Below are 23424 nucleotides of genomic sequence, written 5' to 3'. Positions count from 1 at the left end.
GGATCTGCTTAGGAATTATTGAAAAGCATCGTCTACACTCAAAATACTAATCGCCTCGCCACAAGGCTCAATAATATAAAGGACGCGCTTATGGACTCTGCATTTAATACCGCTGGTGCCTTAGGCTGGCATGAACTCACGACCCACAACACTGAAGAGGCCATGCGCTTTTATGGTGAAGTATTTGGCTGGCAATTTAGAACGGTCAAGATGCCCCATGGTCAGTACCACTTGATTGAAAACCAAGGTGTAGGTATCGGCGGTATCACTGACAATCAGCTCCCGACGCTACCTTCACACTGGACAGGTTATGTCACGGTCGCCGATGTCGACTTGGTCGCGATTAATGCTAAAAAACTTGGTGGCGATATTCTGTTTGGTCCAGAAGATATTCCGAAAGTGGGTCGCTTTTGTTGGATAAAAGATCCACAAGGCGCCGTCATCGCCGCAATAAGTTATCTCACCACTTAAACTAAGCTATTCGTATTAAATAGCTTAGCGGTCATAAAATGCCCACTGGAGACACAACATGTTACCCTCGTAAAGCGAGGGTTATGAGTTAACATACATTCTGACTCACATTGGTTGCCATACGGTAACACTCAGATTTAATTGACAAAACACCAAAAAAATCATGCAGAGATAAGCATTATTCGCTAGAATAACCACATTTATTGATAGATTTCGCGACAGCGTGCGTATTGGAGCATTAATCTGACTATGCTAACTCAACTATCACGGTTAAAACTTGCGTTTTTTAGTCGCCCCCGATACCAACGAGTTCTCGTCTATTTAACCATTACCTACTTAAGTTACCTTATCGCCCTCGGATTAATACTCCCCAAGGCTATCGTCGCCTTCGCCCCAGAGAAGCTTTCACAGCTATTAGGGCGTCCGGTCAGTTTACAGGGTATGCATATCAATCCTTTTAACTACCGCGTCAATATCGACCAGCTCGCCGTTAAAGAGAAAGATAATCGGGATTTTGCCGGATTAGCACAGCTCCAATTTGAGGTGCATTTTTGGCAGTCTATATTCAATCGAGCCTTAGTGATTGATCATATTCAGTTGCAAACGCCCTTTGCTCATATCCAACGGTTTCAAACTCATGGGGCAACTCAGTTTAACTTTGACGACATCGTTACCACCCTCAACCAAGCTAAAACCGCCAGCAAACCAGACACGAGTGCTGAACAAGCACGTCCTTTGCGCATCATCTTAGGTGAGTTAACCGTCAGTGCAGCCAAGTTCAAATTTGATGACAAGATAACCAAGGCGCAAATTGATTACCCCAATGTCAACTTCAAACTCAGTCAATTAGATACTGAATACCTGATGTTACCTAATCCTGCTAGCGTAGCTAAGACGTCATCAACCAAAGATGCGGTGACAAACAATGCCGTTCCAGCAACAACTACGGCGAATACTACTCCAGCAACATCGGCGACAAATGCCACTACGACTATCGTGCATAACCAATTTGTCGCCCAGTTGCAGGATGCCCACGCAGGTGAAGTGAGCCTTGCCGGACAATTTCAGCTCTTTCCCTTTAAGCTCGTCGGGGATGTACAGCTTGCCAAACTCAAACTTGCTCCGCTTTGGCAATTTGTTGCCGATCAATTCAATGTCAAACTGGGGACAGGTGAGCTCAGTATTAACGCCCATTACCAAGTAGATTTACCCGAGCAAGGTGAATTACAACTCACTGCCGAACGTGGACAAGTGATTGTTGAAAAAGTGAATTTGCTCAATGGTGATCAATCGGTTATCACCCTGCCCCTGCTGGCTGTAGATGGGATCAGCGCCAATCTGGCCAAGCAGCGGGTCAATATTAAGCAAATCCACACTGAAGGCTTAAGTCTTAAGGCCAAGCTAGATGAACAAGGTATTGATTTAGCACCACTGTTGATGCCCAAATCGATGGCAGCGACCTCTGGTACAGCAACAACCCCTGATGTAACTGAAGCGTCTGAAGCGATAGTCGCTAACCCTACCACTTCGCAAGCTGTGGCGAGTAACAGTACCACTGAAAATACCAATGGATGGCTTGTCACCTTGGGAGGACTGAATGTCGAAAACTATGATATTCAGCTTGAGGAGCACAAACTCAGCAAAACGGCGCAGCAATGGCGAATCTATCCATTAGATTTTGCGACTCAAACCATAGTGAGCGATTTAAAAGCCCCGATTGAATACCAACTCTCCTTTGAGCTAAACGATAAAGGCCATTTTTCCTCGAAGGGGCAAGTCGATGTCCTTGGGCAAGCCATCAGCGCTAACCTCAAAGTGGAGCAGTTGGCCTTAGCCCAATTTCAACCTTACCTTGAGCCCTATGTCAATATGCAGCTAAAAAGCGGCCTATTCAGTAGCGATGGCGAGGTTCATGCCGATGGCAAAGGCAAAGCCATTTATCAAGGTAACGTTGAGCTGGATGATTTGAATATCCTCGACAGCATCCGCAAAGCGCCATTGGTAAAATGGCAAAAAATGCATATTAATCAGCTCGATTTTGACCAGCAACAGAATCAAATCAAGATTGATCATTTAAGTTTTGAGCAACCTTATGCCAAGGTTGTTATCGCGAAGGATCGTACAACCAATATCAGCAATCTGATTATTGAACAGCAAGCCATTGCCGATGGACAAATGGCGCAAGGCATTCAAGCCGAAAGCAGCACCAATACAGTTGCACCATCCCAAACCGCAGCTAAAAAGCCCGAGTTAAGCTTAGATATTCAAAAAATTAGCTTTAACCAAGGATCAGCATTTTTTGCCGATAATTCGCTAACACCTAACTTTGCCTCAGGCATCGAGCAGCTAGAAGGTTATATCAGTCACCTATCCTCCAAGCCGGGTACTAAGGCATCTGTCGATATTAAAGGCAAAATTGACCGCTATGCACCAGTGACATTAAAGGGGGATATTAATCCCTTGTTAGATAAACCTTATCTTGATTTAGACTTGGTTTTTAAGAGTGTTGAGCTGACGTCAGTAAACCCATACTCTGGCACCTATGCGGGCTATTACATTGATAAAGGGCAATTGTCGTTAGCACTTAACTACAAACTTGAGCAAAACCAACTCAAGGGCAGCAACCACCTAGTGATTAATCAACTCAAACTGGGGAAACGCAGTAACAGTGATTTAGCCACCAGTTTACCCGTAACGTTAGCGATTGCATTATTGCAGGATCGCCATGGCGTAATTGACCTAGGAATGGAAGTCTCTGGCGATCTAGACTCACCCAGCTTTAGTGTTGGCAGCATCATCATGACAGCCATTACCAATGTGATTACTAAAGCCGTCACAGCCCCCTTCTCTTTCCTTGCAGGTCTCATTGGCGCTGATGACACCTTAGATAAAATCCCCTTTAATCCTGGGCAATTTACCCTCACTTCCCGTGAACAAGAAAGCCTAGATAAGCTCGCCAAAGGATTAGAGGATAGACCCATGCTACAGCTCAGTCTTGAGGGCAGTGTCGATGCAATAAACGATAGCCAAGCAATTAGCGAGCGTATGATGAAACGCAAGCTGGCTGCCTTAGCGAATATTCAGCTGACGGAATTGCCGGCAGATCTCAGCCCGAGTCAGTTTCCGACCCAAGGACCTCTAGCCGATGCCCTTCTCAAACTCTATGAGCAGGAAGTTAAAGCCAATCCTGATGATGTGAAAGACAATATTATTTCTGAAACCAAAGATGCACCACTGAGTAAAGAGGAACTGACCACCCGTTGGCATATCGCGCTTTATAACCTTTCGCTAAAAGCGCAAACGGTCGGTCAAGACAGGTTGGGAGATTTAGCGCAGGAGAGAGCGAAATCAGTCAAGGCCTACCTTGTTGATAGCAAGGGCATCGCACCTGAACGCATTTTCCTACTCGAAAGTCGCGTCACCCTCAATCAAGATGCTGCCCAAGTGAATATGAGCATCGAAGCTAAATAACGCGTTGTACAAGACCATAGAGAATCAAATGCCCAGTATTCACTGGGCATTTTTATTGGTTGATTAAGGTAGCGCCCCCTCGTTCTATTACTTGGCCTAAAACATCCATTAGGTTAAACTCTGCGGCTTTATGCGAGCGGAATCACATTCCGCGCGTCAATCCCCTTTCGCACAGCCAATATTGCGGCGCGCTAAAACACTTTTACTCGAGGTAGTTATGTTCATTATTCGCTGGATTTTAGGCCGGATCATTTTGTTGCTTAACTTTGTGTTCGCCCCAAAGAAACTCAAACGCCCATCAGCAGAACAACAAAAAATCGATGCGCAAACTCAAGCACTGGCGCTATATCAGTACAATGCTTGTCCTTTCTGCGTAAAAGTGCGCCGAGCTATGCGCCGTCAAGGGCTGAATATCCAAACCTTGGATGCAAAAAAATCCCCACATAAAGACGAGCTCATCGCCCAAGGTGGCAAGCAACAAGTGCCCTGTTTACGGATTGAAGACAATGGTCAAGTGCAATGGCTATATGAATCTAAGGATATCATCAGCTACTTAGAACAACGTTTTGCCTAGCACAACAATGCGCGCCCCACGGCGCGCTTTTCATTTACGCCACAAGTACTCACGGTCAGAATAATCAAACAACCATTGGGGTTGATACACCACCAACAGCGTTACCGCCATGCCATTTAGCAACGCCTCAGGAAAGGCTAATAACGGGATCAACATCAGATAGTTATCAACTAACATGCTCCAGTCATAATCCGCCGACAACCAAAGCCAAAATGCCCAACTAAATTGATGAAAAACCGTCGATAATCCTGCATTAATAAAGGCGCCAACAAAAATAAACACAAAAAGATGCTTAGGAAATAAATGGTAACTGCGGCTGTAAAGCATAAACGCACAGAATAACGGGAGGGCTATTGCAAACAAGCCAAATGCACCAAACTCATCAGGCTGCTTTAGGACAAATATGCTGAAAAACGCACTTGGGAGGAGTAAGGCAACCGTCGCTAAGCGCCAACCAAACATCAATAGACAAGTGACTATCCCTAAAAAGTGTAAATGCAATCCCACTTGAATACTGGCATTGAGGAGCCATAAGGTATTTACCGCAATCAGCGTTAACAACAACCGCCATTGCAAGCCTTTATCCTTAACAACCTGCAGTAACTCTTCCTTAGGCCAAATAGCATAAATCCACAGACCCAGCAGTAGCAGGCTTAAACCCTGTAATGGGCTGATATTCCAGTCTATTTCAGCAAATCGCTTGGCCCAAAAATCCAGCATCAGTAAGGCTCCGGAGTAGATGCCCATTCAACCTATCGCGACAAGTTTCAGAGCAGATTCAAGTTGTTTCGGTATTAGGGTGATTAACCAACCTATTCGGGCGAATAAACTTCTTTAACAGTATATCGCGAATAAAACCGATAATTGCATGATATTGAGCGACATATTAAGGTATTCTTCGCTAAGTAAATCATCTAAGAGTAATCCTTGATATGCCATTGAGATCGATAAGCCTGACATTATTGAGCTGCTTAACATTACTCGCTTGCAGCAGCGCTCAGATAGACCCCTCTGAATTTGCAGGTAAATTTAAAGACAAACTCACCACTGATATCCGCGCAGATGGCCTTAAACTCTTTACCTATCAGGCAGGTTTTGCGGAGGAATACTCACCAAGAGATGTCACCGAACGCCCCTTCCCCCACGAAGAACGTATGCGTCAAGTCGCGCAAGATCTCCGCGAGCAGCGTCGTTTATACCAACAAGCGGATGCACTCGATATCTGGGGCAGACAAGTTGAATTGGGACTCGAGAAAACCTTAGAAATGACAGGTTACTGCCGCGAAGGTTACTTTGAGTTGAGCCGAATAATAGAATCAGGACGGGGAGAAATACGTGGTGAATGTAAAGAAGGCGCCACTGAGGAAGATAAACAAAAGTTTGTGCGCTTTTAAGTCATGAAAAGGGCGAGATGATCGCCCTGTTCTCTACACTTATGCACGGCGGTGTCGAAAGTACACGACTTAGCTCAAACCGTTAAGTTCAATAACGCTGAGTTTTATGCCTAAAAATCAAACTGCTTCATTTAACGGTAAGGCACGATTTTCCAATAACACTGGGATGCCATCGGTAATGGGATAAGCTAATTTGTCCGCTTTACAAATCAATTGCTGCGCCGCCTTATCGTACTCCAACTTTCCTTTACATACTGGACAAGCAACGATATCTAACAGTTTTTTATCAAACGCCATGGGATTTTCCTTTTTTAGCTGCAGCCACAGAGCGTAATCGGCTCAGCAACTGTTGATCAAATTGTGGCGATAGCTTGGCATCGACAGCCAAATACCACCAGTTTTCTTGTGCAAAATCGCGACATTTAACCGCATCTTTTTCAGTCATCATCAAGGGGCGAGATGCTGCAAGCTCGCATAACACGTGTTTATCGTAGGCTTGGTGGTCATCAAAACCATGGGATAACGCGAGTTGAAAACCTTGCTGCGTTAAGGTTTCAAAAAAACGCGCCGGATGACCAATACCCGCCATTGCCACCACGGGCTGGGTCGGATCAAACACGGCCTCAGCCTTAGGATTTACCGGCAACACCGCACTTGGGCTCAGCTGCATCTCATATTGATTCGCCTGCGCGGGTCCACTATTGACCACCACAAAATCCACTTGATTAAGACGCCAAGCACCTTCCCGTAGTGGGCCTGCTGGAAGCAAATGACGATTCCCTAAACCGCGCTTTCCATCAATCACCACCAGCTCAATATCACGGCCGAGGGCGTAATGTTGCAAGCCATCGTCACAGATAATGACATCCACGGCAAACTGCGCCAGCAAGATTTTTGCGGTATCAACACGTTTAGGGCCCACCACCATAGGCACACCAGTACGCGCCACAATCATAGCTGGCTCATCGCCCACATCAGTTGCAGCATCCTTTACGCTAACGACTTTTACCCCTTGGATATCCGCGCCATAACCACGGCTGATCACACCCGGATTAAACCCCTGTTGACGCAGCAGTTCAATCAAATAGATGACTGTGGGGGTTTTACCACTACCGCCAACGGTAATATTGCCCACCACGATCACGGGGACTGGCAGTGTGGTTTGTGATTTAATCCCTAAGCGAAATAAACCACGGCGAATTGCGGTAATAAGCGCAAACAACGCAGAAAAAGGCAGTAAGAGCCACCGTAATGGGTGGCCTTGATACCAAATTTGATTCACTAACGCCTGCATTTAGCTACCAAACTGCATTTGGTATAACTTGGCATACATGCCGCCAAGTTCGAGTAGAGATTTGTGGGTGCCACGCTCAACGATGCGGCCTTGATCGACCACTAAAATTTGATCGGCACTTTCAATCGTTGATAACCGGTGAGCAATCACAACCGAGGTGCGGTTTTGGCGTAAATTGTCTAATCCCTGCTGAATCGCTTTCTCAGATTCAGTATCAAGGGCCGATGTCGCTTCATCCAGAATGAGCACTGGTGCATCACGTAACATTGCCCGCGCAATCGCAATCCGTTGTCGCTGACCGCCTGACAATAGCACGCCGTTTTCACCGACTTGGGTATCTAAGCCATCGGGCAATTGCTCAATAAATTCCATCGCATGAGCTAAGGTCGCCGCCTCAATAATCTGCTCGCGGGTGACTTCGCCCGGATAGGCATAGGCGATATTATTGGCAATAGTATCGTTAAACAGTGTCACTTGCTGCGATACCAAAGCCACTTGGCTACGTAATGATTTCAATGAGTAATCATAAATACTCACATCATCAAGCAGAATATCGCCAGACGCTAGTCCGGTGTAAAAACGAGTCACTAAGCTTGCGATCGTCGACTTCCCCGACCCAGAGCGCCCGACTAAGGCTAAGGTTTGCCCTTGGGACACTTCAAAGTCAATTTTATCTAAAGCGCGGCGCTCCTGGCCTTCGTAACTAAAAGAAACATTATCAAAACGTAAGTTGCCCTTAGCACGCTTGACGGTATAAGTACCAGTATCCGATTCTGGCAAAGTGTCTAACAGTTCAAATACTGTGGTGCACGCTGCAATACCACGTTGAAATTCGGCATTCACACGCGTGAGGTTTTTGATGGGTTGCAGCATGGCCATCATCGCGCCAAGAATCGTCGCGAAGGTCCCTGCGGTCAAATCGGCTTTCATGCTATCTAGGCTCGCCGCATACAGCACAAAGGCCAAGGCAAAGGAGCCAATCACCATGATAAGCGGCTGGCTGATAGCCTGTGCGATCGCAAGTTTCATATTTTGATGACGGTTTCTGTCATTAATTTTGGCAAAGCGAGCCGTTTCTGTTTCTTGTCCACCAAAGGCCAGTACGTTTTTATGACCTTTTATCATCTGCTCGGTCGCGGCACTAACATCCCCCATCGCCGTTTGGATTTGTTTCGACACCTTACGGAAGCGGCGACTCACAATAGTCATCACTAATCCCATAATCGGACCAATCACTAAAATACACAGAGAAAGCTTCCAAGAGTTATAAAACATCAATCCCAGCATACCGATAACGGTCACACCGTCACGAACAATCGAAATCAAGGCACTGCCCGATGCACGGGCAATTTGCTCGGTATCGAAGGTCACTTTTGAAATTAAATTGCCCGTGTTTTCCTTATCCATGTAACTCACGGGTAAACTTAGATAATGTTGAAACACTTGCTGGCGCATATCCATAATTAACCTAGCGCTCATATAAGAAATGCCGTAGGTGGATACGAAGTTTGCAAAGCCGCGCAGGGAGAACATTAAAATAACCACGATAGGCGCCATTAATAGCACTTGGTTATCGGCATGAAAGCCTTGGTTCGTGGGGAGTGCAATACCGTTAGTTATCGCTGGTGTACTGCTGGAAAACCCTTTATCGATAAAAGGGCCAATAAAAGAAATAAAAGCCGCATCGACAAGCCCATACACAATAAGGCCAGCAACTGAAAGCAAAAACATGCCCTTCATCGGTTTGAGATAGGCCAGTAATCGCTTGAATACGGTCCACATTTCGTCTTTAGGATATGCTGTCATTGGTAACACTAAATTATGGCAAAGTGCTCATTCTACTCTGGATTAATCAAGTCACCAAATCTAAACAAGCGGTTATACCAAAATGGAGCTAAATCTTGCCGATAGGTTTTTACGTCGAGTCGCCCTTGTTCAAAAGTAACGCTAATTTGTCCTTCAATCCCTGTGGTTAAGTGGTTTATCTGCAAAGCTTGGTAGCGGGCAACGACATCGGCTTTAGGAAAGCCATAACGATTATTCAACCCCGCAGGAAACAGTACTAACTCCGGTGCCACCCTTTCAATAAATGCCAGCGTAGATGAGGTGCGGCTTCCATGGTGTGGAGCAATAAGCACCTGACTTTTAAGTATAAAGCCCGCTTGCACTCGCTCAATCAATATACTCTCTGTTTCCTTTTCAATATCACCGCTCAGTAATAGACTTTGCTGACCATCATCAATCCGCAGCACACAAGAAGCATTATTGCCACCCGCCTGGGTTTGTGGGGAAATAAAGCGTAAGGTAAGTTGTTGCCAATCAATCTGTTGTGGCAAACAAGGCTGAGCATTTAAGTGGTCAACATCAGTAATCCATTTTGCCTGAGGATACGCTTTTGCCAGTACTTGAGCGCCTCCAGCATGGTCGTTATCGCCGTGGCTGATCACAATAAAATCGATATCAGTTAATCCTCGAGTATTAAGAAAAGGGATAACCACACGGTCACTGTAGCTAAAATCATCGCCAAATGCGGCGCCCGTATCATAGATAAGTGCCCTATCATCCTTTTCAACCACCACGGCTAATCCTTGCCCTACATCAAGTAAATGTAGTGTCCATTGAGTGGTTTTCGATGCTGTAATGCGCTGAAAAACAGACAATGCCAGAGGTAGAAACAGTAACCCTATCAACAAATGCCAGTGCCAATATTGGCGCCGATGAGGAACATATCGCCACAGAATCAACGCAAAAAGTGCGCACAGGCCGCTTGCTAATAATGTCTCGGAAACCACATGCCAATGGGCGGGTAAATCGACGCTGAGTTCGAGTAACTTGCCGTAGGGAAATAGTGCTAAATCCGCCAAATTGAATAATCCCAACCACGATTGCCCCAAAAGCGTACCTAACCACCAGATGATAAAAGCCAGCATCGATAGCGGAATGACAATAAGACTAAACCAAGGCACCACCAGCATATTCATCCACAAACTATGGATACTCACACCACCAAAAAAGATGGCTTGCAGCAGTCCCAATATCAGGCTTAAGCGCCATTGTATTGACCAAAACTGTATGACTCTGACTCGCGACTTGGCTAAAAAAGTTGTTTTACTATCAAAAGACTGTGTAAATTTGGCACTTTCTAAGGTATATAAAATAATCGCCAAAGCACAAAAAGAAAGCCAAAATCCAGCACTCAAACAAGCGAGAGGATCAATGAGTAACACCACAAATAAGGCAAACAGCAAACGATCCCATGCGCTTGAGTAGCGTCTTAATAAACTCAACAGCATAACCAATAAAATCATCACTAACGCCCGCTGTGTTGACACGGCAAAACCGGCTAAATAGCTATAAAATAGAGCACTCACTCCTGCTAAAATGAGCGCAATAACTATATTTCGTCGACTTGGATGCGGCGCCAAACGCGTAAGAAAAAACAAAGCGCAAGCATAGACCCAAGCGGTGATCACCGATAAATGTAATCCCGATATCGCCACCAGATGGCCCGTGCCCGTTTGCCTTAACGCCTGCCACTTAGTTTGCGAGATAAGTTGTTTATCCCCGAGGATTAACGCCAGCAGAATATCCCCCTGTGTTAACGCAGATAACTTTGGAGCAAGTCGTGTGATTAAGTGATGTCTTAACGAAAAACGCTCAGCTTGAAGCCTTGCATGCATAACGCGGCCTTTACCGACAATATGCTGACTAATCAATTGCTTTTGTTCGTTATATCCTCCTTGATTGAGTACACTGGATATACTTTTAGGCATAAAAGTGAAATCCCAAACTTGCCCAACTTGCAGTGTCGCCTCGGATTGCCAGGTTAAACGCAACTTAGCCGTTGGCCCAAAGATTAAATTTGGTTTATCGACAACAATATCGAAGCTAACCCAGTCGCTGTTTTGACTAACTAGTGATATGATTTCGCCCCTCACCTGTATAGGCTTTTGGGATAAAGGAAGATCCTGCCGAGATAACACTAAGCAAAATCCTGTTAGCCAGAACATCGCAAAGAGTGTGCCAGATAAGCTAGGTGCTTTTTTGAATAAGATGAGAGCCCCAAAGCAAAAGTAGGGTAGATAAGTAATTGGCGGCAGCGAAGGCCATAACATCGCTGACAGTAAGGTGGCACTAAAGCCAAACATGAATCCATTCATAGTGAATTAAGTTAAGACAGCAATTTCAGCCTATGCCAAAAAAATTAATAAAAAGATTTATGCCTAAGCCTGAAACCCTGCGTGAGCACAAACACCTACGCATTTTCGGTCGCTTATTACACAATCCTAATCTTTGGGCGCTTAATCGACGCTCTGCGCCGGGGGCCTTTGCCATAGGCTTGTTTGTCGCTTGGATCCCAATGCCTTTTCAAATGGTGGTCGCCGCGGCCTTTGCAATCCTTTTTAATGTCAATATTCCCGTTTCCGTCGCTTTAGTCTGGATCACCAATCCACTTACGATGCCAGTTATGTTTTATGGGGCTTATTTATTAGGTGCAAAAATTCTTGGCCACGCACCGCAGGAATTTGCCTTTGAGGCAAGCTGGCAATGGATAGAAGCCTCATTAGCCACAATTGGGCCAGCATTCCTACTAGGTTGCCTAGTATTAGGGATCGTGTTTTCTACTGTAGGATATTTAATGATCAGTAACCTCTGGAAATACTCGATCATGTTTAAGTGGCAAAAGCGTAAGACCAAATAATTGCGACTTGCAGATACAATGGCTTAACTTGTTTTATGTTAGAGAAATTGACTTTCCTAATTGAACAAGTTAAGCATTAACGCCTTTTTAGCGTTTGCATCCCTGTATTTCCTTTACGTCCTCTATTGTAATTTATTCTACCTTATCAATAGATTAAACCACGGCGATAAGACTATCTTAATCCCTTCACTCGGACGCTTACTTACAAGCTACTCATAAGTAGATATATACATTCATTTAATTTGCAGCTTAAAATACTTTTCGTGTTTCACTACTACGCTGTCATTATGTTGAATATTGATGAACCTGCACATTTACAACCTAAACTACCGCTTTTCCGCTTAGGTTTTAGACCTTTCTTCTTATTTGCGAGTCTATTTAGTCTATTAAGTTTAGGGATCTGGGGAGGATTTCTTTCCGGTCTGTCATTACTTCCTAACAACATCAATCCTTTATGGTGGCATGGTCATGAGATGATTTTTGGGTTTGCCTGTGCCGTCGTCGCAGGTTTTTTACTCACCGCAGTACAAAACTGGACAGGACAACCTGGGTTGAAAGGCTTACCTCTTATAGGGCTATTTACGGTCTGGTTACTACCAAGGCTTTTATTTATATTGCCGCTAGATATTCCGTTTGTGGCGATCATGATCATCGACTTGATGTTTTTACCCTTAACCGCAATTGCATTATCAATATCTGTGGTTAAAGTACGCCAATGGCGTAACTTTGTGTTTATCCCTATTCTCAGTTTACTCACGCTTTTTAATGGATTTAGCTATTACGGTTTAATAACTAATCAATTACAGTGGGCTAATAATGGTCTTTATGCAGCAGTCATCCTTGTTGGGGTAATTGTTGCTTTGCTTGGTGGTAGAGTGATCCCATTCTTTACTGAGCGCGCCACCCAATGGCAAAGACACTCCCCTATTCCCATACTGGAATGGTTAAGTTTTGCTAGCCTATTAGCGCTTGTTGCGAGTCTCTTTTTACCGCAGATAATATTACTGACGCGCGCTCTGGCTGGTATTGCGGGTCTGGTACTATTACTACGTTGGTCTCGTTGGGGATGGCAGGCAAGTTGGTCTGTGCCGCTGTTATGGTCACTGCATTTAAGTTACTTATGTATTCCCATTGGTTTGATACTGATTGCTACAGGACTACCACTTTCCGTAGGAATGCATGCCATTACTGTTGGAGGACTTGGCGGCATGATCCTCGCAATGATGTCGAGGGTATCGCTAGGCCATACCGGCAGACAACTAAAACCCGCTAGGCCAATGACACTGGCTTTTGGGTTAATGTTACTGGCTACAGTGTTCCGTGTCTTAGCGGGTTTACCCAGTGCATGGTTTATTGAATTAATGCTCGCAGCCATTATTTGTTGGATGCTAGCTTTTGGGTGTTTCTGTTACTACTACGCACCAATGCTTTGTCGCGTCAGAGCCGATGGACGGCCAGGCTAAGCAAGGTGACTCGAGAAAACTCATGGCGCGATGCCTTTAGCAGACAACCAATTACTATCTTGTGAATTGAGTCACAGAGAATCGCGTCTCTTTTCCCTAACTAAAGTATTTTTACTGTTACTATTTACAAAAATATTGAGTAGGGAGTACCCATGCCATTTTATCGTCAATATGGTGCCAAAGGCTTAAAAGCAGTTGAGCATCTCGTCTTAATCATCATAGCAATAGCGACTGTGGTTGCTATTGGTCAAGAAATTGTCCATGTATTTAATGTCGGCGCAGTCGCCCTTGCCGATCTGTTGTTATTGTTTATTTATCTCGAAGTACTGGCCATGGTTGCTAATTATGCAGAATCGGGAAAATTGCCCGTGCGCATGCCGCTGTATATTGCCATTGTTGCTCTTGCACGTTATTTGATCTTAGATATGAAGAGTATGGATGACTGGCGCATCGCCGCAATTTCGCTTTCAACTTTGATCCTTGCGGCAACGGTCATCGTGATCCGTTGGGGCCAATTAAAAATGCCCTATCCTAAAAATCAAGAATACGATAACTAATTACTACTGGGCGCCATTGCCAACCAAGCTCAATGGCGCCATTCTTTACCTGCAAAATCCTTCCAAATCCCTCGCTTTCAGATTGGTATTCTGCCAAAAAGCAATTATGCTAGTTTTACTGAGATCAATTATTTACGGGACAATTGAGTTATGGGTGAACATCCAGTTGGATTTGAAGAAAAACGCAGCTCACTTCGAGTAGATATGGAAGCTGAACGCGTGCTCTTGCATTGGACTGATAAGAATGGCGTTGAACATACGGACGAAGGCGTATGTATCGATTTAGCCCGCAGAGGCATTCTGTTTGATTATAAAAACCCATTTGAACTCGGTGAATTAGTTAACGTGACATTCAATCCAGAAACATCCCGACAAAATAGCGTAAAAGGCCAAGTTTGCCGCTGCTCTAAACGTCATGATCAAAGTTATCATGTCGCGATGCAATTGCTTTAATTTCAATCTAGCTACGCAGGGTCGATTGAGCTGTTCTACACTGAATTAGTTGAACTATTCGTACAAAGGACATTGCTATGATATTGCTGGTGGGTGGAGAGAAAGGTGGCAGTGGCAAGAGTTGCCTCGCGCAAAATCTTGCGGTTTATATAAAGCAAAAATTTGCCGCCAATGTACTAATGGTAGACTGCGATCCCCAACGTACAACATCCGATTGGATCCAAGCTCGAAACAACGACCCTAGCCTCCCTGCAATCAATTGTATTCAGCTCTACGGCAAAATACGTAACGATCTGCTCAGTCTTAATGAACGCTTCGACTACGTCATTGTTGACTGTGGCGGTCAAGATAACCTTGCTATGCGCGCCGCCATGTCGGTGGCCACTTACGTAGTTATCCCACTTAGACCCAAACGTCGCGATCTTAAAACCTTACCCCATATGGAAGATATGCTCAGCACCTGTAAGATGGTTAATCCCAAAATGGTGGCAACCATTGTGCTAACCCAATGTCCCGCTTTGCCCACCCAAGTAAAGCGTATTTTAGAGGCCAAAGAAGTGGTCCAATCCTTTGGATTACGCGTACTCAATTCGGTGACTTTTTGCCGAAATATCTACGATGACAGTGAGGAAAAAGGATCGTCCGTAATGGAAATTGAGCCAGATGGGAAAGCGGCCGACGAGATCCGCGCCATAGTGGATGAGCTGTTCACCTTACCACCAGAAAATAGTTATGAGCTTAACTGATCTTAAACGCAAGAAACCAAAACAAGTTATCAAAACGGTTTCTATTGAGGATTTTATCGAAGATGCCAATAACTATGCTTTAGGTAAAGCGAGTATTTTAGCGGTCCCTCCCGCAGAGCCAAAAGGCTTAGATAAAAAGTCAGCCAAAATTTATCGCCATGCCACCTTTACCTTAACGGAAACCAGTATTACCCAATTAGATGGGCTCGCCAAAGGAACTAAAATCGCCAAATCACGCTTATTGCGGATCTTGATTGATGAATTCAGTCAAAAAACAATTGCAGAACAGCTTGAAGTGGTAAATAAAAGTAAGCAGGATGAGCATTAATCTTTATGGCATCAAGGTAAACCAATCCGTTGATCGCCCTTTCTTTAACAGCAAGTTATGGCCTATGACCCCAAGCTATTGCGCGGCTCATAGACCAGATTAGCCATACTTAATGATCAGAATGATGACACTGCCGCCCAGCAACAAGGGCGAGCCCTTGCGCTGATTCTGCCATTTTCCCTTTACTCAACAACAAAAAAATTAACTCCTCCGCAGTAAGGTTTTCGGCACTACAAGTGTGATAACGCGCTGCTTCTCCAAAGGTTTCAGTCATCAGAGCAATAAACTGAGGCTTTAAAACGGGATGAGCTTGCGCTACCATCAGCGCCATAACGTCATGACCGTGAACAGAATCGGACATAGTCTCTCCAAAAGATGCAAATAAGATTAAGCTTTATAACCGAACTGTTGAATTTTAACCCTGATCTTGCGCACATACTGCCAATGTCAATAACTGCGCTGACCGCTGTGACGATAAAGTGAGCCACTATGTCCTTGATCTTGCTACTGACCCAACAGATGTCACTCTATTTAGTGATTGTTTATTTAGTCAGTAAAACACCACTTTTTAAACTGTTTGCAGAAACATCACCGCGTCTACCTCATAAAATATTTATTTATCTGGTTTTTTCTAGCTTTTGTATCATGGCGACCTATTTTGGTGAGCAAACTTCAGGGGCCATTGCCAATACTCGCGCCATGGGTGCCGTGCTAGGCGGTTTACTCGGCGGTCCTGTCACCGGATTTTTAGTCGGATTCACTGGCGGTTTACACCGCTACAGCATGGGTGGCTTTACCGATTTAGCCTGCGCGATTTCAACCACTCTCGAAGGACTCTCCGCGGGAATGATCAGTTTTTACCTACGCCGCGCGGGTAAGAGTGAACTTATCTACAATCCTCTCTTAGTCTGTTTGGTGACCTTTTACGCCGAAATGATGCAAATGAGCATTATTTTGCTGATTGCACGCCCGTTTGATGCCGCATGGGAATTAGTGCGGCAGATAGCTCCGCCTATGCTGTTGGTTAATTCCATTGGCGCAGCGCTGTTTATGAGCATGATCCGCGACCAAAAAACCATGTTTGACAAGCTCTCCTCTAGTTTCTCAACCAAGGCGCTTAAAATTGCCGAGCGCAGTGTTGGGCTGCTTTCTAAGGGGTTTAACGAAGAAAGCAGCGGCAAGGTCGCGCAAATTGTCATTGAAGAAACCAATGTGGGTGCTGTTGCCATTACGGACAGAGAAAAACTTTTGGCCTTTATCGGTATTGGTGCCGACCATCATATCCCTGGAACACCGATTTCCTCAAAAATCACCCTTGAGGCCATAAACCAAAACAAGGTGATGTTCGCCGATGGGGTGGAGATGCCCTATTCCTGCTCGATTTCGAGCCAGTGTAAACTCGGTTCGAGCCTTGTGATCCCACTTCGCAGCGACACCGAAGTCATTGGCACCATCAAGTTATACGAGCCAAAAAATAAACTATTTTTGAACATTAACCGCACCTTAGGGGAAGGGATTGCTCGGCTATTGTCGAACCAGATCCTCTACGGCCGTTTTGAACAGCAGCAAAACCTGCTCACCCAAGCGGAATTAAAATTACTGCAAGCTCAAGTGAATCCACACTTTTTATTCAACGCTCTCAATACCATCAGTGCGATTATTAAGCGCGATCCCGATATGTCGAAGCAACTGTTGCAGCAGTTGTCACAATTTTTGCGGATCAATTTAAAACGTACAACGGGTTTAGTGACACTCGGGGATGAGCTCGATCACATAGCGTCTTATCTCACTATTGAGAAAGCGAGATTTATTGATAAATTACAGGTCAACATTGCTATACCTGAATCACTTTACCACTGTAAAGTGCCTGCATTTACCCTACAACCCATCATTGAGAATGCGGTAAAACATGGCACCTCCCATATGATAGAGCAAGGACAAATCAAGGTCACAGGACGCATGGATGACCATATATTAGCCCTTGAGGTGACAGATAACGCCGGCCTTTATCAACCCTCAATCGATTCTGAGGGATTGGGGATGAATTTAGTTCATAAACGGATACAAAATCTGTTTGGCGAACAGTATGGCATCCAAGTTGAATGCAAGCCGGATGAATACACCAAGGTGACCATCCGCTTACCCATAGAACAGACGGAAACTAGCACGTGATCACTTGTTTGATTGTCGATGATGAATTGTTTGCTCGCGAGGAGCTTGCGGATTTGCTCGGCCAAGAAGCCGACATTGAAATTATTGGCCAATGCAGCAACGCCATAGAAGCATTGCAAACGATTGCCAAAGAAAAGCCTCAATTAGTTTTTCTCGACATCCAAATGCCACGTATTTCAGGCATGGAACTGATTGCTATGCTCGATCCCGACACCTTACCTAAAATCGTGTTTGTCACTGCATTTGATGAATTTGCCGTCAAAGCCTTTGATAATCATGCCTTTGATTATTTACTTAAGCCAATAGATGCCGATCGACTCAGCCAAACCCTAAAACGTGTTCGCAAGGACCTCACTCCGCAAGCCGTTAATCTGATCGCGCCTCGATGCCTCGAGCACCTACCCTGTTACAGCGGTAGTAAATTAAAAGTGATCCCCATTCAAGATGTTGAGTATGTTTTTAGTGATTTAAGCGGTATTCATGTCGCCTGTACCAAGGGCAAAGTCCATACCCAACTTACCCTTAAAGTGCTGGAAGAAAAAACACCGCTAGTGCGTTGCCATCGCCAATATCTGATTTCACCCAAAGCCATTGCCGAAATAGAGCTGCTCGATACTGGCGCCGAAGTCACGACTCTGCTTGGCGACAAAGTGCCCGTTTCTCGCCGTTATTTAAAAAGTCTTAAGCAATTGTTCGGCTTCCAATAGCCCCATTGTTAACCACTAATGCGCGTATCTAAGCCGCTGGAGGCGGTTAATACTTATGAATGACATCCTCATACAACCGCTCGCCCCATTCTATTGCCGCTGAGTCAGCATTATCGACCTCTCACCCAGTTACCCCTGTTTTATGTAAACAACTTGTTTACACTCTGCACAACTCAAAATGGGGAGATAACTAAAATGATGTGGTTCCTACTCTGTGTCGGTCTATTGATCGGCGGCTACTTTATCTACGGTACCTTTGTCGAAAAGGTATTTGGTATCAACGAAAAACGTCAAACACCGGCTTTTACCCAAACCGACGGTGTGGACTATGTGCCTATGTCGAAAGGCAAAGTGTACTTAATCCAATTATTGAATATCGCAGGTGTGGGTCCAATCTTCGGTCCAATCCTCGGGGCGCTCTACGGTCCTTCAGCGATGTTGTGGATTGTGATCGGCTGTATCTTTGGAGGAGCGGTGCACGATTACTTCTCCGGTATGTTGTCGGTCCGTAATGGTGGTCAATCTGTACCAAACCTTGCTGGTAAGTATTTAGGCAAAAGTGCCAAGCACTTTATGAATGTGTTTGCCATCATTCTATTATTGCTCGTAGGTGTGGTGTTTATCTCTGCGCCAGCAGGCCTGTTAGGCAAGCTAACGGGTTGGGATGTTAGCATTTTCGTTGCGATTATCTTCGTTTACTACCTGATTGCCACTGTGGTACCTGTCGATAAAATTATCGGCCGTTTATATCCTTTCTTTGGCGCGCTGTTGTTCTTCATGTCATTTGGTTTAGCCTTTGCGATCATGTTATCAAGCGAACATACGCTACTGCCCAATGTGCAAGCGGGCGACTTCTTCCAAAATTTAAACCCTAAAGATATGCCATTATGGCCTGCGCTGTTTATCACCATCGCTTGTGGTGCGATTTCAGGCTTCCACGCCACGCAATCACCACTGATGGCACGTTGCGTTGAAAACGAAAAGAACGGTCGTTTTGTGTTCTTTGGTGCCATGATCGGTGAAGGTATCATCGCCCTACTCTGGTGTGCGATTGCACTGTCTTACTTCCACGGTGTTGAAGGATTAAGCACAGGCATGGCGGGTAACCCTGCAAACGTTGTATACGAAGCATCAACTGGTCTGTTAGGCGCAGTGGGTGGCTTTATGGCAATCCTTGGTGTGATCATTCTGCCAATTACTTCAGGCGATACGGCTTTCCGCTCTGCTCGTCTGATTTTGGCTGAATTCTTTAACATGCCGCAGGTGGCTTTACCTAAACGTTTAGTGTTAGCTATTCCATTGTTTGTGATTGGTGGCTTACTGACTCAAGTCGACTTCGGCGTGATCTGGCGCTACTTCGGTGTGGCTAACCAAGCGACAGCTGTATTAATGCTCTGGACGGCCTCAGCTTACCTACTGCGTCACAATAAACTGCACTGGATCACCACCATTCCAGCCATGTTTATGACCACAGTAGTTATCACCTTCCTACTTAACTCTGCAACTTTAGGTGCAGGCTTACCGATGACCTTATCCACCATCGCAGGGACTGTTTCAACGCTAGTCATCACAGGCTTACTGATTGTGAAAACCAAAGGTAAAGGTGAAGTTGATAGCGACAGCGAATTACCCGATGAAGCTTAATTTCCAACAATATTGATATACAAAGCAAACGGGCACTGATGAGTGCCCGTTTTTTTATCTATGATTTTAGTCAATCGGTATAATACTGGTATAATCCGATTATTGTTCACGGTAATTTATACAAAATGACTCAAGAAAATAACCCATTACACGGCATCAAACTGGAAACCATAGTCACACAACTCGTTGAGCACTATGGCTGGGAAGAACTCGGAACTCGCATCAAGATCCGCTGTTTTACCGAAGATCCGAGTATCAAATCGAGTCTACGATTTTTAAGAAAAACCGATTGGGCACGGGAAAAAGTAGAATATTTATATTTAAAAACCAATAAACTGCCGTTGCCCGCCGCGAAAACATCCAATGCACCAGCGAAAACATCGGCCAAAAAACCTGCAAAACCAGCACAGAAACCAGCTCAGGCAAGTACGGTTACATCGATAGCCGCAACAGATGGCCAGATTAATAGCCATATCTGGGGCAAGCGCGACTAAATTTCGCTCGAATATTCAAACGCATATTCACAGGAACAGACAAAAATGCGCGGAATAATTAATTCAATTATCCCGCGCATTATTTTTTAATCTGTCTATCAGCTAGATTAGCGCCAATCCAATATCCTTCGGTGGGCAACCATGATTGGCAAGAGTCCCCTGCTAATCAAGCCAACGGCTAAGAATAAGCGTTTAAGACTTCACCTATTGGCTATTTTGTCTGCGGATAAGTGACGCGATAGATTGCCCCTGCATAATCATCCGACACGAGTAAACTGCCATCGGCCAATTCAGCAAAGGCCACTGGGCGACCAAAGGTTTGCTCGCCCTGCATAAAGCCAGTTAAAAATGGAGTGTATTTGACCACCTTGCCTTGCTCTATCGTCGCCACAGCCACTTTATAACCCGCTTTCTTAGTGCGATTCCACGAACCATGCTCAGCCACAAACAACTGCTGTTGATAATCGCTAGGGAACTGTTTACCAAGATAAAAATGAATGCCTAGTGGCGCCACGTGAGCCCCTAAGGAGAGCGCAGGAGCGGTGTATTTGGCAGGATCTTTACCTTGGCCAAACTCAGGGTCAAGAATTGTACCTGCATGCACATAGGGGAAGCCAAAATGTTCACCCAAGTAACTGACCTTATTGATTTCGCAGGGAGGAATATCATCGCCCATCATGTCGCGGCCATTATCGCTAAACCAAAGGGTTTGAGTGCCGGGCTGAAAATCAAATCCGACCGAATTACGAACTCCTTGGGCAATGGTGGTTAATTTTTTAGTCTCGAGATTGAGCGAGAAAATACGTCCATAGCGTTCATTCTCCTCGCACACATTACAAGGCACGCCTACAGGAATGATTAACTCGCCTGTCGGTGAAACCCCTAGTACTTTCCAGCCATGGTGGGTTTCAGTTGGAAACCCATCAAAGACCACCTCAAATGTTGGTGAGTTTAAGTGGTTATCAATATCCTTGAAGCGAATGATGCGCTCCACTTCGGAGACATAGAGGTCGCCATCTTTGATCACCACACCTGATGGTAGCTTTAGTCCAGAGGCAACCAGAATTTTCTCATCGGCAACACCGTCCTGGTTACTGTCGATAAGGGCATAAACATTCCCGGCCTTCATCGAGCCCGCATAGACAATGCCCTTTTCGGATACGGCAATTGCGCGCGCATTGTCAACATTATCTGCAAATAAGCTCAGGTTAAAGCCTTCTGCAACGGTCAGTTTATCTAAAATATTTTTAGCCATCGCAGGCACACTTATTCCACTCAAAGCCAAAAATGCAGCGCATGTTATTTGTAGTTTACGAGCCATATCTTTCATATCCTTATCATTGACATCCTCCCCGCGCTAAAGCACGGGGATTCCTACAGCTAGACGGCGATGCCCCGCCGCGAGAATATTGGTTGCCGCGTTTATATCGCGGTCGTGCTCTGCTCCGCACTCAGAGCACACCCATTCTCTTATTCCAAGACCAGTTCTACCTTTCGGACTGCTGACGGGGATCGCCCCACAGCTCGAACAGGTCTGGGTGGAGTAGGATTCATTGACTATTTCGAACACAACTGACCGCGCTATCGCTTTATATTCCAATTGTGTTTTGAGCATTGACCAGCCTGCGTCTAAAACCGATTTTGCCATTTTAGTTTTCGCTAACTTGGAGCTGCTCACATCGCCAACAAATATTGCGGCATTTTCATTGACCAGCCGCGTACTAAATTTATGCAAAGCATCTTTGCGACGATTCTTGATCTTCGCATGAATGGCCTTGACTCGCTTTTTCTTATTTGCTCTTTGGGCAACGCCTAAATCCGCCTCTAGATCGCGGTAGAAGTTCCCCCGTTCTAATTTAGCCCCATCACTGCAAGTTGCCGTATCTTTTAACCCTAGATCGATACCGATGGCTGTCTTTCCAGAGGTGGGCGCTGAGGCGCCTACATGAACACACACATTAAAGTACCAGCGTCCTCTTGAGTCTTCAGAGAAAGATCCTGAAGTAAACTCGTATTGTGAAAGCCCGTAGGTATCCCAAACCTTAAAGTGCTGTTTTGCGAATAAGACTTGCCCACTCTTCCACTTAGCAGAACCTTTTTTAAACGGCACAAAGCCAAGAGAGCGTTTAGAGCCTGAGCTTATTCGCCAACGTAACTTCGCTCGTTTGAATTGTTTTCTTGCTTGGGCGTGTTTGGCGCAGACCTCTTGAGCTGTGTGGGATGGAATAATAAATCCAGATTCGTTCCTAAAACTTAGAATCGGTTTTTGCACATCGTAAGCCGACATCCAGACAGGTCTAACCGCGCCAGCATCGCTATAGTTGCGACTCGCTTTCATGGTTAGTTCGTTGGCCAGGTTAAAGCATTGATTTACTTCATACGCCATCTGTCTTAACAGCTTCGCATGTTTATCTTTTACCCTAACACTTAAAGTTTTGGTCTGAATGCTCATAATGCACTAATATAGGTTCTTTAAGCTTGATTGTAAAGGTTGGCCTATGGAATTACGAAGAGGAAGGCACTGCGTATTTATGATGCATGTGCATCTTATTTTTATTGCTAAATATCGTGGCAAGTTATTTACGGATGCGCATCTAAAAACGATGCGAGACATCATGGAAAAAGTCTGTGCGGATTTTGAGGCTGAGATCGTAGAGTTTAACGGGGAGCAAGACCACGTTCACCTGTTAGTGAACTACCCACCGAAAGTGGCTATATCGAAGCTGGTTAATAGTCTAAAGGGGGTTTCTAGCAGGAAGTTGAAACAGTACTATCCAAATCTTCATAAGCCAGCCTACATGAAAAATGCACTTTGGTCGCCCAGCTACTTTGCAGGATCTGTTGGGGGCGCTCCAATAGACGTATTAAGGCAATATATTGAGCAACAAGATAGGCCGCATTAAGTTGCTTCGCAACTTGCGCTATCCTTCCCCGCGCTAAAAGCACGGGGCTTG

The 23424-nt window shown here is 45.1% G+C and carries 23 protein-coding genes; 15 read left to right on the top strand and 8 right to left on the bottom strand.

All coding sequences use genetic code 11. The annotated features are described in order from the left end of the window. Positions 1 to 90 precede the first annotated feature (90 nt). From CEQ32_RS02475 to CEQ32_RS02465, 3 genes are all read left to right on the top strand, one after another. Positions 91 to 471 (top strand): VOC family protein, encoded by a 381-nt coding sequence (locus CEQ32_RS02475; RefSeq protein ID WP_037419655.1) that lies wholly within the window; start codon positions 91 to 93, stop codon positions 469 to 471. A gap of 249 nt (positions 472 to 720) precedes the next feature. Continuing rightward, positions 721 to 3942: a DUF748 domain-containing protein gene (locus CEQ32_RS02470; protein ID WP_088585452.1), complete on the top strand. Its 3222-nt coding sequence runs from the start codon at positions 721 to 723 to the stop codon at positions 3940 to 3942. A gap of 217 nt (positions 3943 to 4159) precedes the next feature. After that, a complete protein-coding gene (locus tag CEQ32_RS02465) occupies positions 4160 to 4516 on the top strand; it encodes a glutaredoxin family protein (RefSeq protein ID WP_037419649.1) in 357 nt (118 codons plus the stop codon). Between the two features lie 30 nt (positions 4517 to 4546). On the opposite strand, the gene CEQ32_RS02460 is transcribed toward CEQ32_RS02465, so the two are convergent. Further along, a complete protein-coding gene (locus CEQ32_RS02460; protein ID WP_169548688.1) occupies positions 4547 to 5236 on the bottom strand; it encodes an energy-coupling factor ABC transporter permease in 690 nt (229 codons plus the stop codon). A 212-nt stretch (positions 5237 to 5448) separates the two neighbouring features. Between CEQ32_RS02460 and CEQ32_RS02455 the strand changes: the two genes are divergently transcribed. Continuing rightward, positions 5449 to 5910 (top strand): hypothetical protein, encoded by a 462-nt coding sequence (locus CEQ32_RS02455; RefSeq protein ID WP_088585451.1) that lies wholly within the window; start codon positions 5449 to 5451, stop codon positions 5908 to 5910. A gap of 117 nt (positions 5911 to 6027) precedes the next feature. On the opposite strand, the gene CEQ32_RS02450 is transcribed toward CEQ32_RS02455, so the two are convergent. Genes CEQ32_RS02450 through CEQ32_RS02435 form a run of 4 tightly spaced genes read right to left on the bottom strand, consistent with a single transcriptional unit; the run spans position 6028 to position 11364 of the window. Beyond that, positions 6028 to 6207, bottom strand: a complete 180-nt coding sequence (locus CEQ32_RS02450) for a Trm112 family protein (RefSeq protein WP_037419644.1) — start codon at positions 6205 to 6207, stop codon at positions 6028 to 6030. Further along, a complete protein-coding gene (lpxK, locus tag CEQ32_RS02445; RefSeq protein WP_088585450.1) occupies positions 6197 to 7204 on the bottom strand; it encodes a tetraacyldisaccharide 4'-kinase in 1008 nt (335 codons plus the stop codon). The genes CEQ32_RS02450 and lpxK overlap by 11 nt, the downstream gene beginning before the upstream one ends. Next, entirely contained in the window at positions 7205 to 9010 is a 1806-nt protein-coding gene (gene msbA / locus CEQ32_RS02440) for a lipid A export permease/ATP-binding protein MsbA (RefSeq protein ID WP_055647209.1), read from the bottom strand. Between the two features lie 32 nt (positions 9011 to 9042). After that, entirely contained in the window at positions 9043 to 11364 is a 2322-nt protein-coding gene (locus CEQ32_RS02435; protein WP_055647208.1) for a DNA internalization-related competence protein ComEC/Rec2, read from the bottom strand. Between the two features lie 32 nt (positions 11365 to 11396). Here CEQ32_RS02435 and CEQ32_RS02430 point away from each other — a divergent pair, with 32 nt between their 5' ends. The 6 genes from CEQ32_RS02430 (at position 11397) to CEQ32_RS02405 (ending at position 15453) form a co-directional block, all read left to right on the top strand. Beyond that, positions 11397 to 11906 (top strand): DUF2062 domain-containing protein, encoded by a 510-nt coding sequence (locus tag CEQ32_RS02430; protein ID WP_037419631.1) that lies wholly within the window; start codon positions 11397 to 11399, stop codon positions 11904 to 11906. A gap of 287 nt (positions 11907 to 12193) precedes the next feature. Then, a complete protein-coding gene (locus CEQ32_RS02425; protein ID WP_055647207.1) occupies positions 12194 to 13369 on the top strand; it encodes an NnrS family protein in 1176 nt (391 codons plus the stop codon). 152 nt (positions 13370 to 13521) lie between these two features. Then, a complete protein-coding gene (locus tag CEQ32_RS02420) occupies positions 13522 to 13926 on the top strand; it encodes a phosphate-starvation-inducible protein PsiE (protein ID WP_011623180.1) in 405 nt (134 codons plus the stop codon). A 150-nt stretch (positions 13927 to 14076) separates the two neighbouring features. Beyond that, entirely contained in the window at positions 14077 to 14379 is a 303-nt protein-coding gene (locus CEQ32_RS02415; RefSeq protein ID WP_037419625.1) for a PilZ domain-containing protein, read from the top strand. Between the two features lie 77 nt (positions 14380 to 14456). Continuing rightward, positions 14457 to 15125: an AAA family ATPase gene (locus CEQ32_RS02410; protein ID WP_011623182.1), complete on the top strand. Its 669-nt coding sequence runs from the start codon at positions 14457 to 14459 to the stop codon at positions 15123 to 15125. Continuing rightward, a complete protein-coding gene (locus tag CEQ32_RS02405; protein ID WP_037427275.1) occupies positions 15112 to 15453 on the top strand; it encodes a hypothetical protein in 342 nt (113 codons plus the stop codon). The genes CEQ32_RS02410 and CEQ32_RS02405 overlap by 14 nt, the downstream gene beginning before the upstream one ends. Positions 15454 to 15562: 109 nt before the next feature. Here CEQ32_RS02405 and CEQ32_RS02400 read toward each other — a convergent pair whose 3' ends face one another. Then, positions 15563 to 15814, bottom strand: a complete 252-nt coding sequence (locus tag CEQ32_RS02400; RefSeq protein WP_037427277.1) for a YecH family metal-binding protein — start codon at positions 15812 to 15814, stop codon at positions 15563 to 15565. 128 nt (positions 15815 to 15942) lie between these two features. Between CEQ32_RS02400 and CEQ32_RS02395 the strand changes: the two genes are divergently transcribed. From CEQ32_RS02395 to CEQ32_RS02380, 4 genes are all read left to right on the top strand, one after another. Beyond that, positions 15943 to 17625 (top strand): sensor histidine kinase, encoded by a 1683-nt coding sequence (locus CEQ32_RS02395; protein ID WP_037419617.1) that lies wholly within the window; start codon positions 15943 to 15945, stop codon positions 17623 to 17625. Then, positions 17622 to 18332 (top strand): two-component system response regulator BtsR, encoded by a 711-nt coding sequence (gene btsR / locus CEQ32_RS02390; RefSeq protein WP_037427280.1) that lies wholly within the window; start codon positions 17622 to 17624, stop codon positions 18330 to 18332. Before CEQ32_RS02395 ends, btsR begins: the two co-directional genes overlap by 4 nt. A 195-nt stretch (positions 18333 to 18527) precedes the next feature. Beyond that, a complete protein-coding gene (locus CEQ32_RS02385; protein WP_037427281.1) occupies positions 18528 to 19976 on the top strand; it encodes a carbon starvation protein A in 1449 nt (482 codons plus the stop codon). A gap of 125 nt (positions 19977 to 20101) precedes the next feature. Next, positions 20102 to 20470, top strand: a complete 369-nt coding sequence (locus CEQ32_RS02380) for a VF530 family protein (protein WP_055647206.1) — start codon at positions 20102 to 20104, stop codon at positions 20468 to 20470. 211 nt (positions 20471 to 20681) lie between these two features. Here the strand turns inward: CEQ32_RS02380 and CEQ32_RS02375 are convergent, their stop codons facing one another. Together CEQ32_RS02375 and CEQ32_RS02370 are read right to left on the bottom strand one after the other, a co-directional pair. After that, complete coding sequence (locus CEQ32_RS02375) at positions 20682 to 21791, bottom strand: PQQ-dependent sugar dehydrogenase (RefSeq protein WP_082389610.1); 1110 nt, start codon at positions 21789 to 21791, stop codon at positions 20682 to 20684. A gap of 36 nt (positions 21792 to 21827) precedes the next feature. Next, the gene (locus CEQ32_RS02370; RefSeq protein WP_069453180.1) at positions 21828 to 22922 is read right to left on the bottom strand and encodes an RNA-guided endonuclease InsQ/TnpB family protein; all 1095 of its coding nucleotides are present in this window, start codon (positions 22920 to 22922) and stop codon (positions 21828 to 21830) included. A 46-nt stretch (positions 22923 to 22968) separates the two neighbouring features. Here CEQ32_RS02370 and tnpA point away from each other — a divergent pair, with 46 nt between their 5' ends. Continuing rightward, complete coding sequence (gene tnpA, locus CEQ32_RS02365) at positions 22969 to 23373, top strand: IS200/IS605 family transposase (RefSeq protein ID WP_069453179.1); 405 nt, start codon at positions 22969 to 22971, stop codon at positions 23371 to 23373. Positions 23374 to 23424 lie beyond the last annotated feature (51 nt).

This window comes from Shewanella sp. FDAARGOS_354, assembly GCF_002209245.2.
GTDB classification, from domain to species: domain Bacteria; phylum Pseudomonadota; class Gammaproteobacteria; order Enterobacterales; family Shewanellaceae; genus Shewanella; species Shewanella xiamenensis.
Note: the sequence above shows the minus strand (reverse complement) of the source record. Positions and strands in the feature narration are given on the sequence as shown.

What these genes read in the sequence shown, in the direction of transcription:
- CEQ32_RS02475 (WP_037419655.1), top strand. Translation starts at nt 91, where the DNA reads ATGGACTCTGCATTTAATACCGCTGGTGCCTTAGGCTGGCATGAACTC.
- CEQ32_RS02470 (WP_088585452.1), top strand. Translation starts at nt 721, where the DNA reads ATGCTAACTCAACTATCACGGTTAAAACTTGCGTTTTTTAGTCGCCCC.
- CEQ32_RS02465 (WP_037419649.1), top strand. Translation starts at nt 4,160, where the DNA reads ATGTTCATTATTCGCTGGATTTTAGGCCGGATCATTTTGTTGCTTAAC.
- CEQ32_RS02460 (WP_169548688.1), bottom strand. Translation starts at nt 5,236, where the DNA reads ATGCTGGATTTTTGGGCCAAGCGATTTGCTGAAATAGACTGGAATATC.
- CEQ32_RS02455 (WP_088585451.1), top strand. Translation starts at nt 5,449, where the DNA reads ATGCCATTGAGATCGATAAGCCTGACATTATTGAGCTGCTTAACATTA.
- CEQ32_RS02450 (WP_037419644.1), bottom strand. Translation starts at nt 6,207, where the DNA reads ATGGCGTTTGATAAAAAACTGTTAGATATCGTTGCTTGTCCAGTATGT.
- lpxK (WP_088585450.1), bottom strand. Translation starts at nt 7,204, where the DNA reads ATGCAGGCGTTAGTGAATCAAATTTGGTATCAAGGCCACCCATTACGG.
- msbA (WP_055647209.1), bottom strand. Translation starts at nt 9,010, where the DNA reads ATGACAGCATATCCTAAAGACGAAATGTGGACCGTATTCAAGCGATTA.
- CEQ32_RS02435 (WP_055647208.1), bottom strand. Translation starts at nt 11,364, where the DNA reads ATGAATGGATTCATGTTTGGCTTTAGTGCCACCTTACTGTCAGCGATG.
- CEQ32_RS02430 (WP_037419631.1), top strand. Translation starts at nt 11,397, where the DNA reads ATGCCAAAAAAATTAATAAAAAGATTTATGCCTAAGCCTGAAACCCTG.
- CEQ32_RS02425 (WP_055647207.1), top strand. Translation starts at nt 12,194, where the DNA reads ATGTTGAATATTGATGAACCTGCACATTTACAACCTAAACTACCGCTT.
- CEQ32_RS02420 (WP_011623180.1), top strand. Translation starts at nt 13,522, where the DNA reads ATGCCATTTTATCGTCAATATGGTGCCAAAGGCTTAAAAGCAGTTGAG.
- CEQ32_RS02415 (WP_037419625.1), top strand. Translation starts at nt 14,077, where the DNA reads ATGGGTGAACATCCAGTTGGATTTGAAGAAAAACGCAGCTCACTTCGA.
- CEQ32_RS02410 (WP_011623182.1), top strand. Translation starts at nt 14,457, where the DNA reads ATGATATTGCTGGTGGGTGGAGAGAAAGGTGGCAGTGGCAAGAGTTGC.
- CEQ32_RS02405 (WP_037427275.1), top strand. Translation starts at nt 15,112, where the DNA reads ATGAGCTTAACTGATCTTAAACGCAAGAAACCAAAACAAGTTATCAAA.
- CEQ32_RS02400 (WP_037427277.1), bottom strand. Translation starts at nt 15,814, where the DNA reads ATGTCCGATTCTGTTCACGGTCATGACGTTATGGCGCTGATGGTAGCG.
- CEQ32_RS02395 (WP_037419617.1), top strand. Translation starts at nt 15,943, where the DNA reads ATGTCCTTGATCTTGCTACTGACCCAACAGATGTCACTCTATTTAGTG.
- CEQ32_RS02385 (WP_037427281.1), top strand. Translation starts at nt 18,528, where the DNA reads ATGATGTGGTTCCTACTCTGTGTCGGTCTATTGATCGGCGGCTACTTT.
- CEQ32_RS02380 (WP_055647206.1), top strand. Translation starts at nt 20,102, where the DNA reads ATGACTCAAGAAAATAACCCATTACACGGCATCAAACTGGAAACCATA.
- CEQ32_RS02375 (WP_082389610.1), bottom strand. Translation starts at nt 21,791, where the DNA reads ATGGCTCGTAAACTACAAATAACATGCGCTGCATTTTTGGCTTTGAGT.
- CEQ32_RS02370 (WP_069453180.1), bottom strand. Translation starts at nt 22,922, where the DNA reads ATGAGCATTCAGACCAAAACTTTAAGTGTTAGGGTAAAAGATAAACAT.
- tnpA (WP_069453179.1), top strand. Translation starts at nt 22,969, where the DNA reads ATGGAATTACGAAGAGGAAGGCACTGCGTATTTATGATGCATGTGCAT.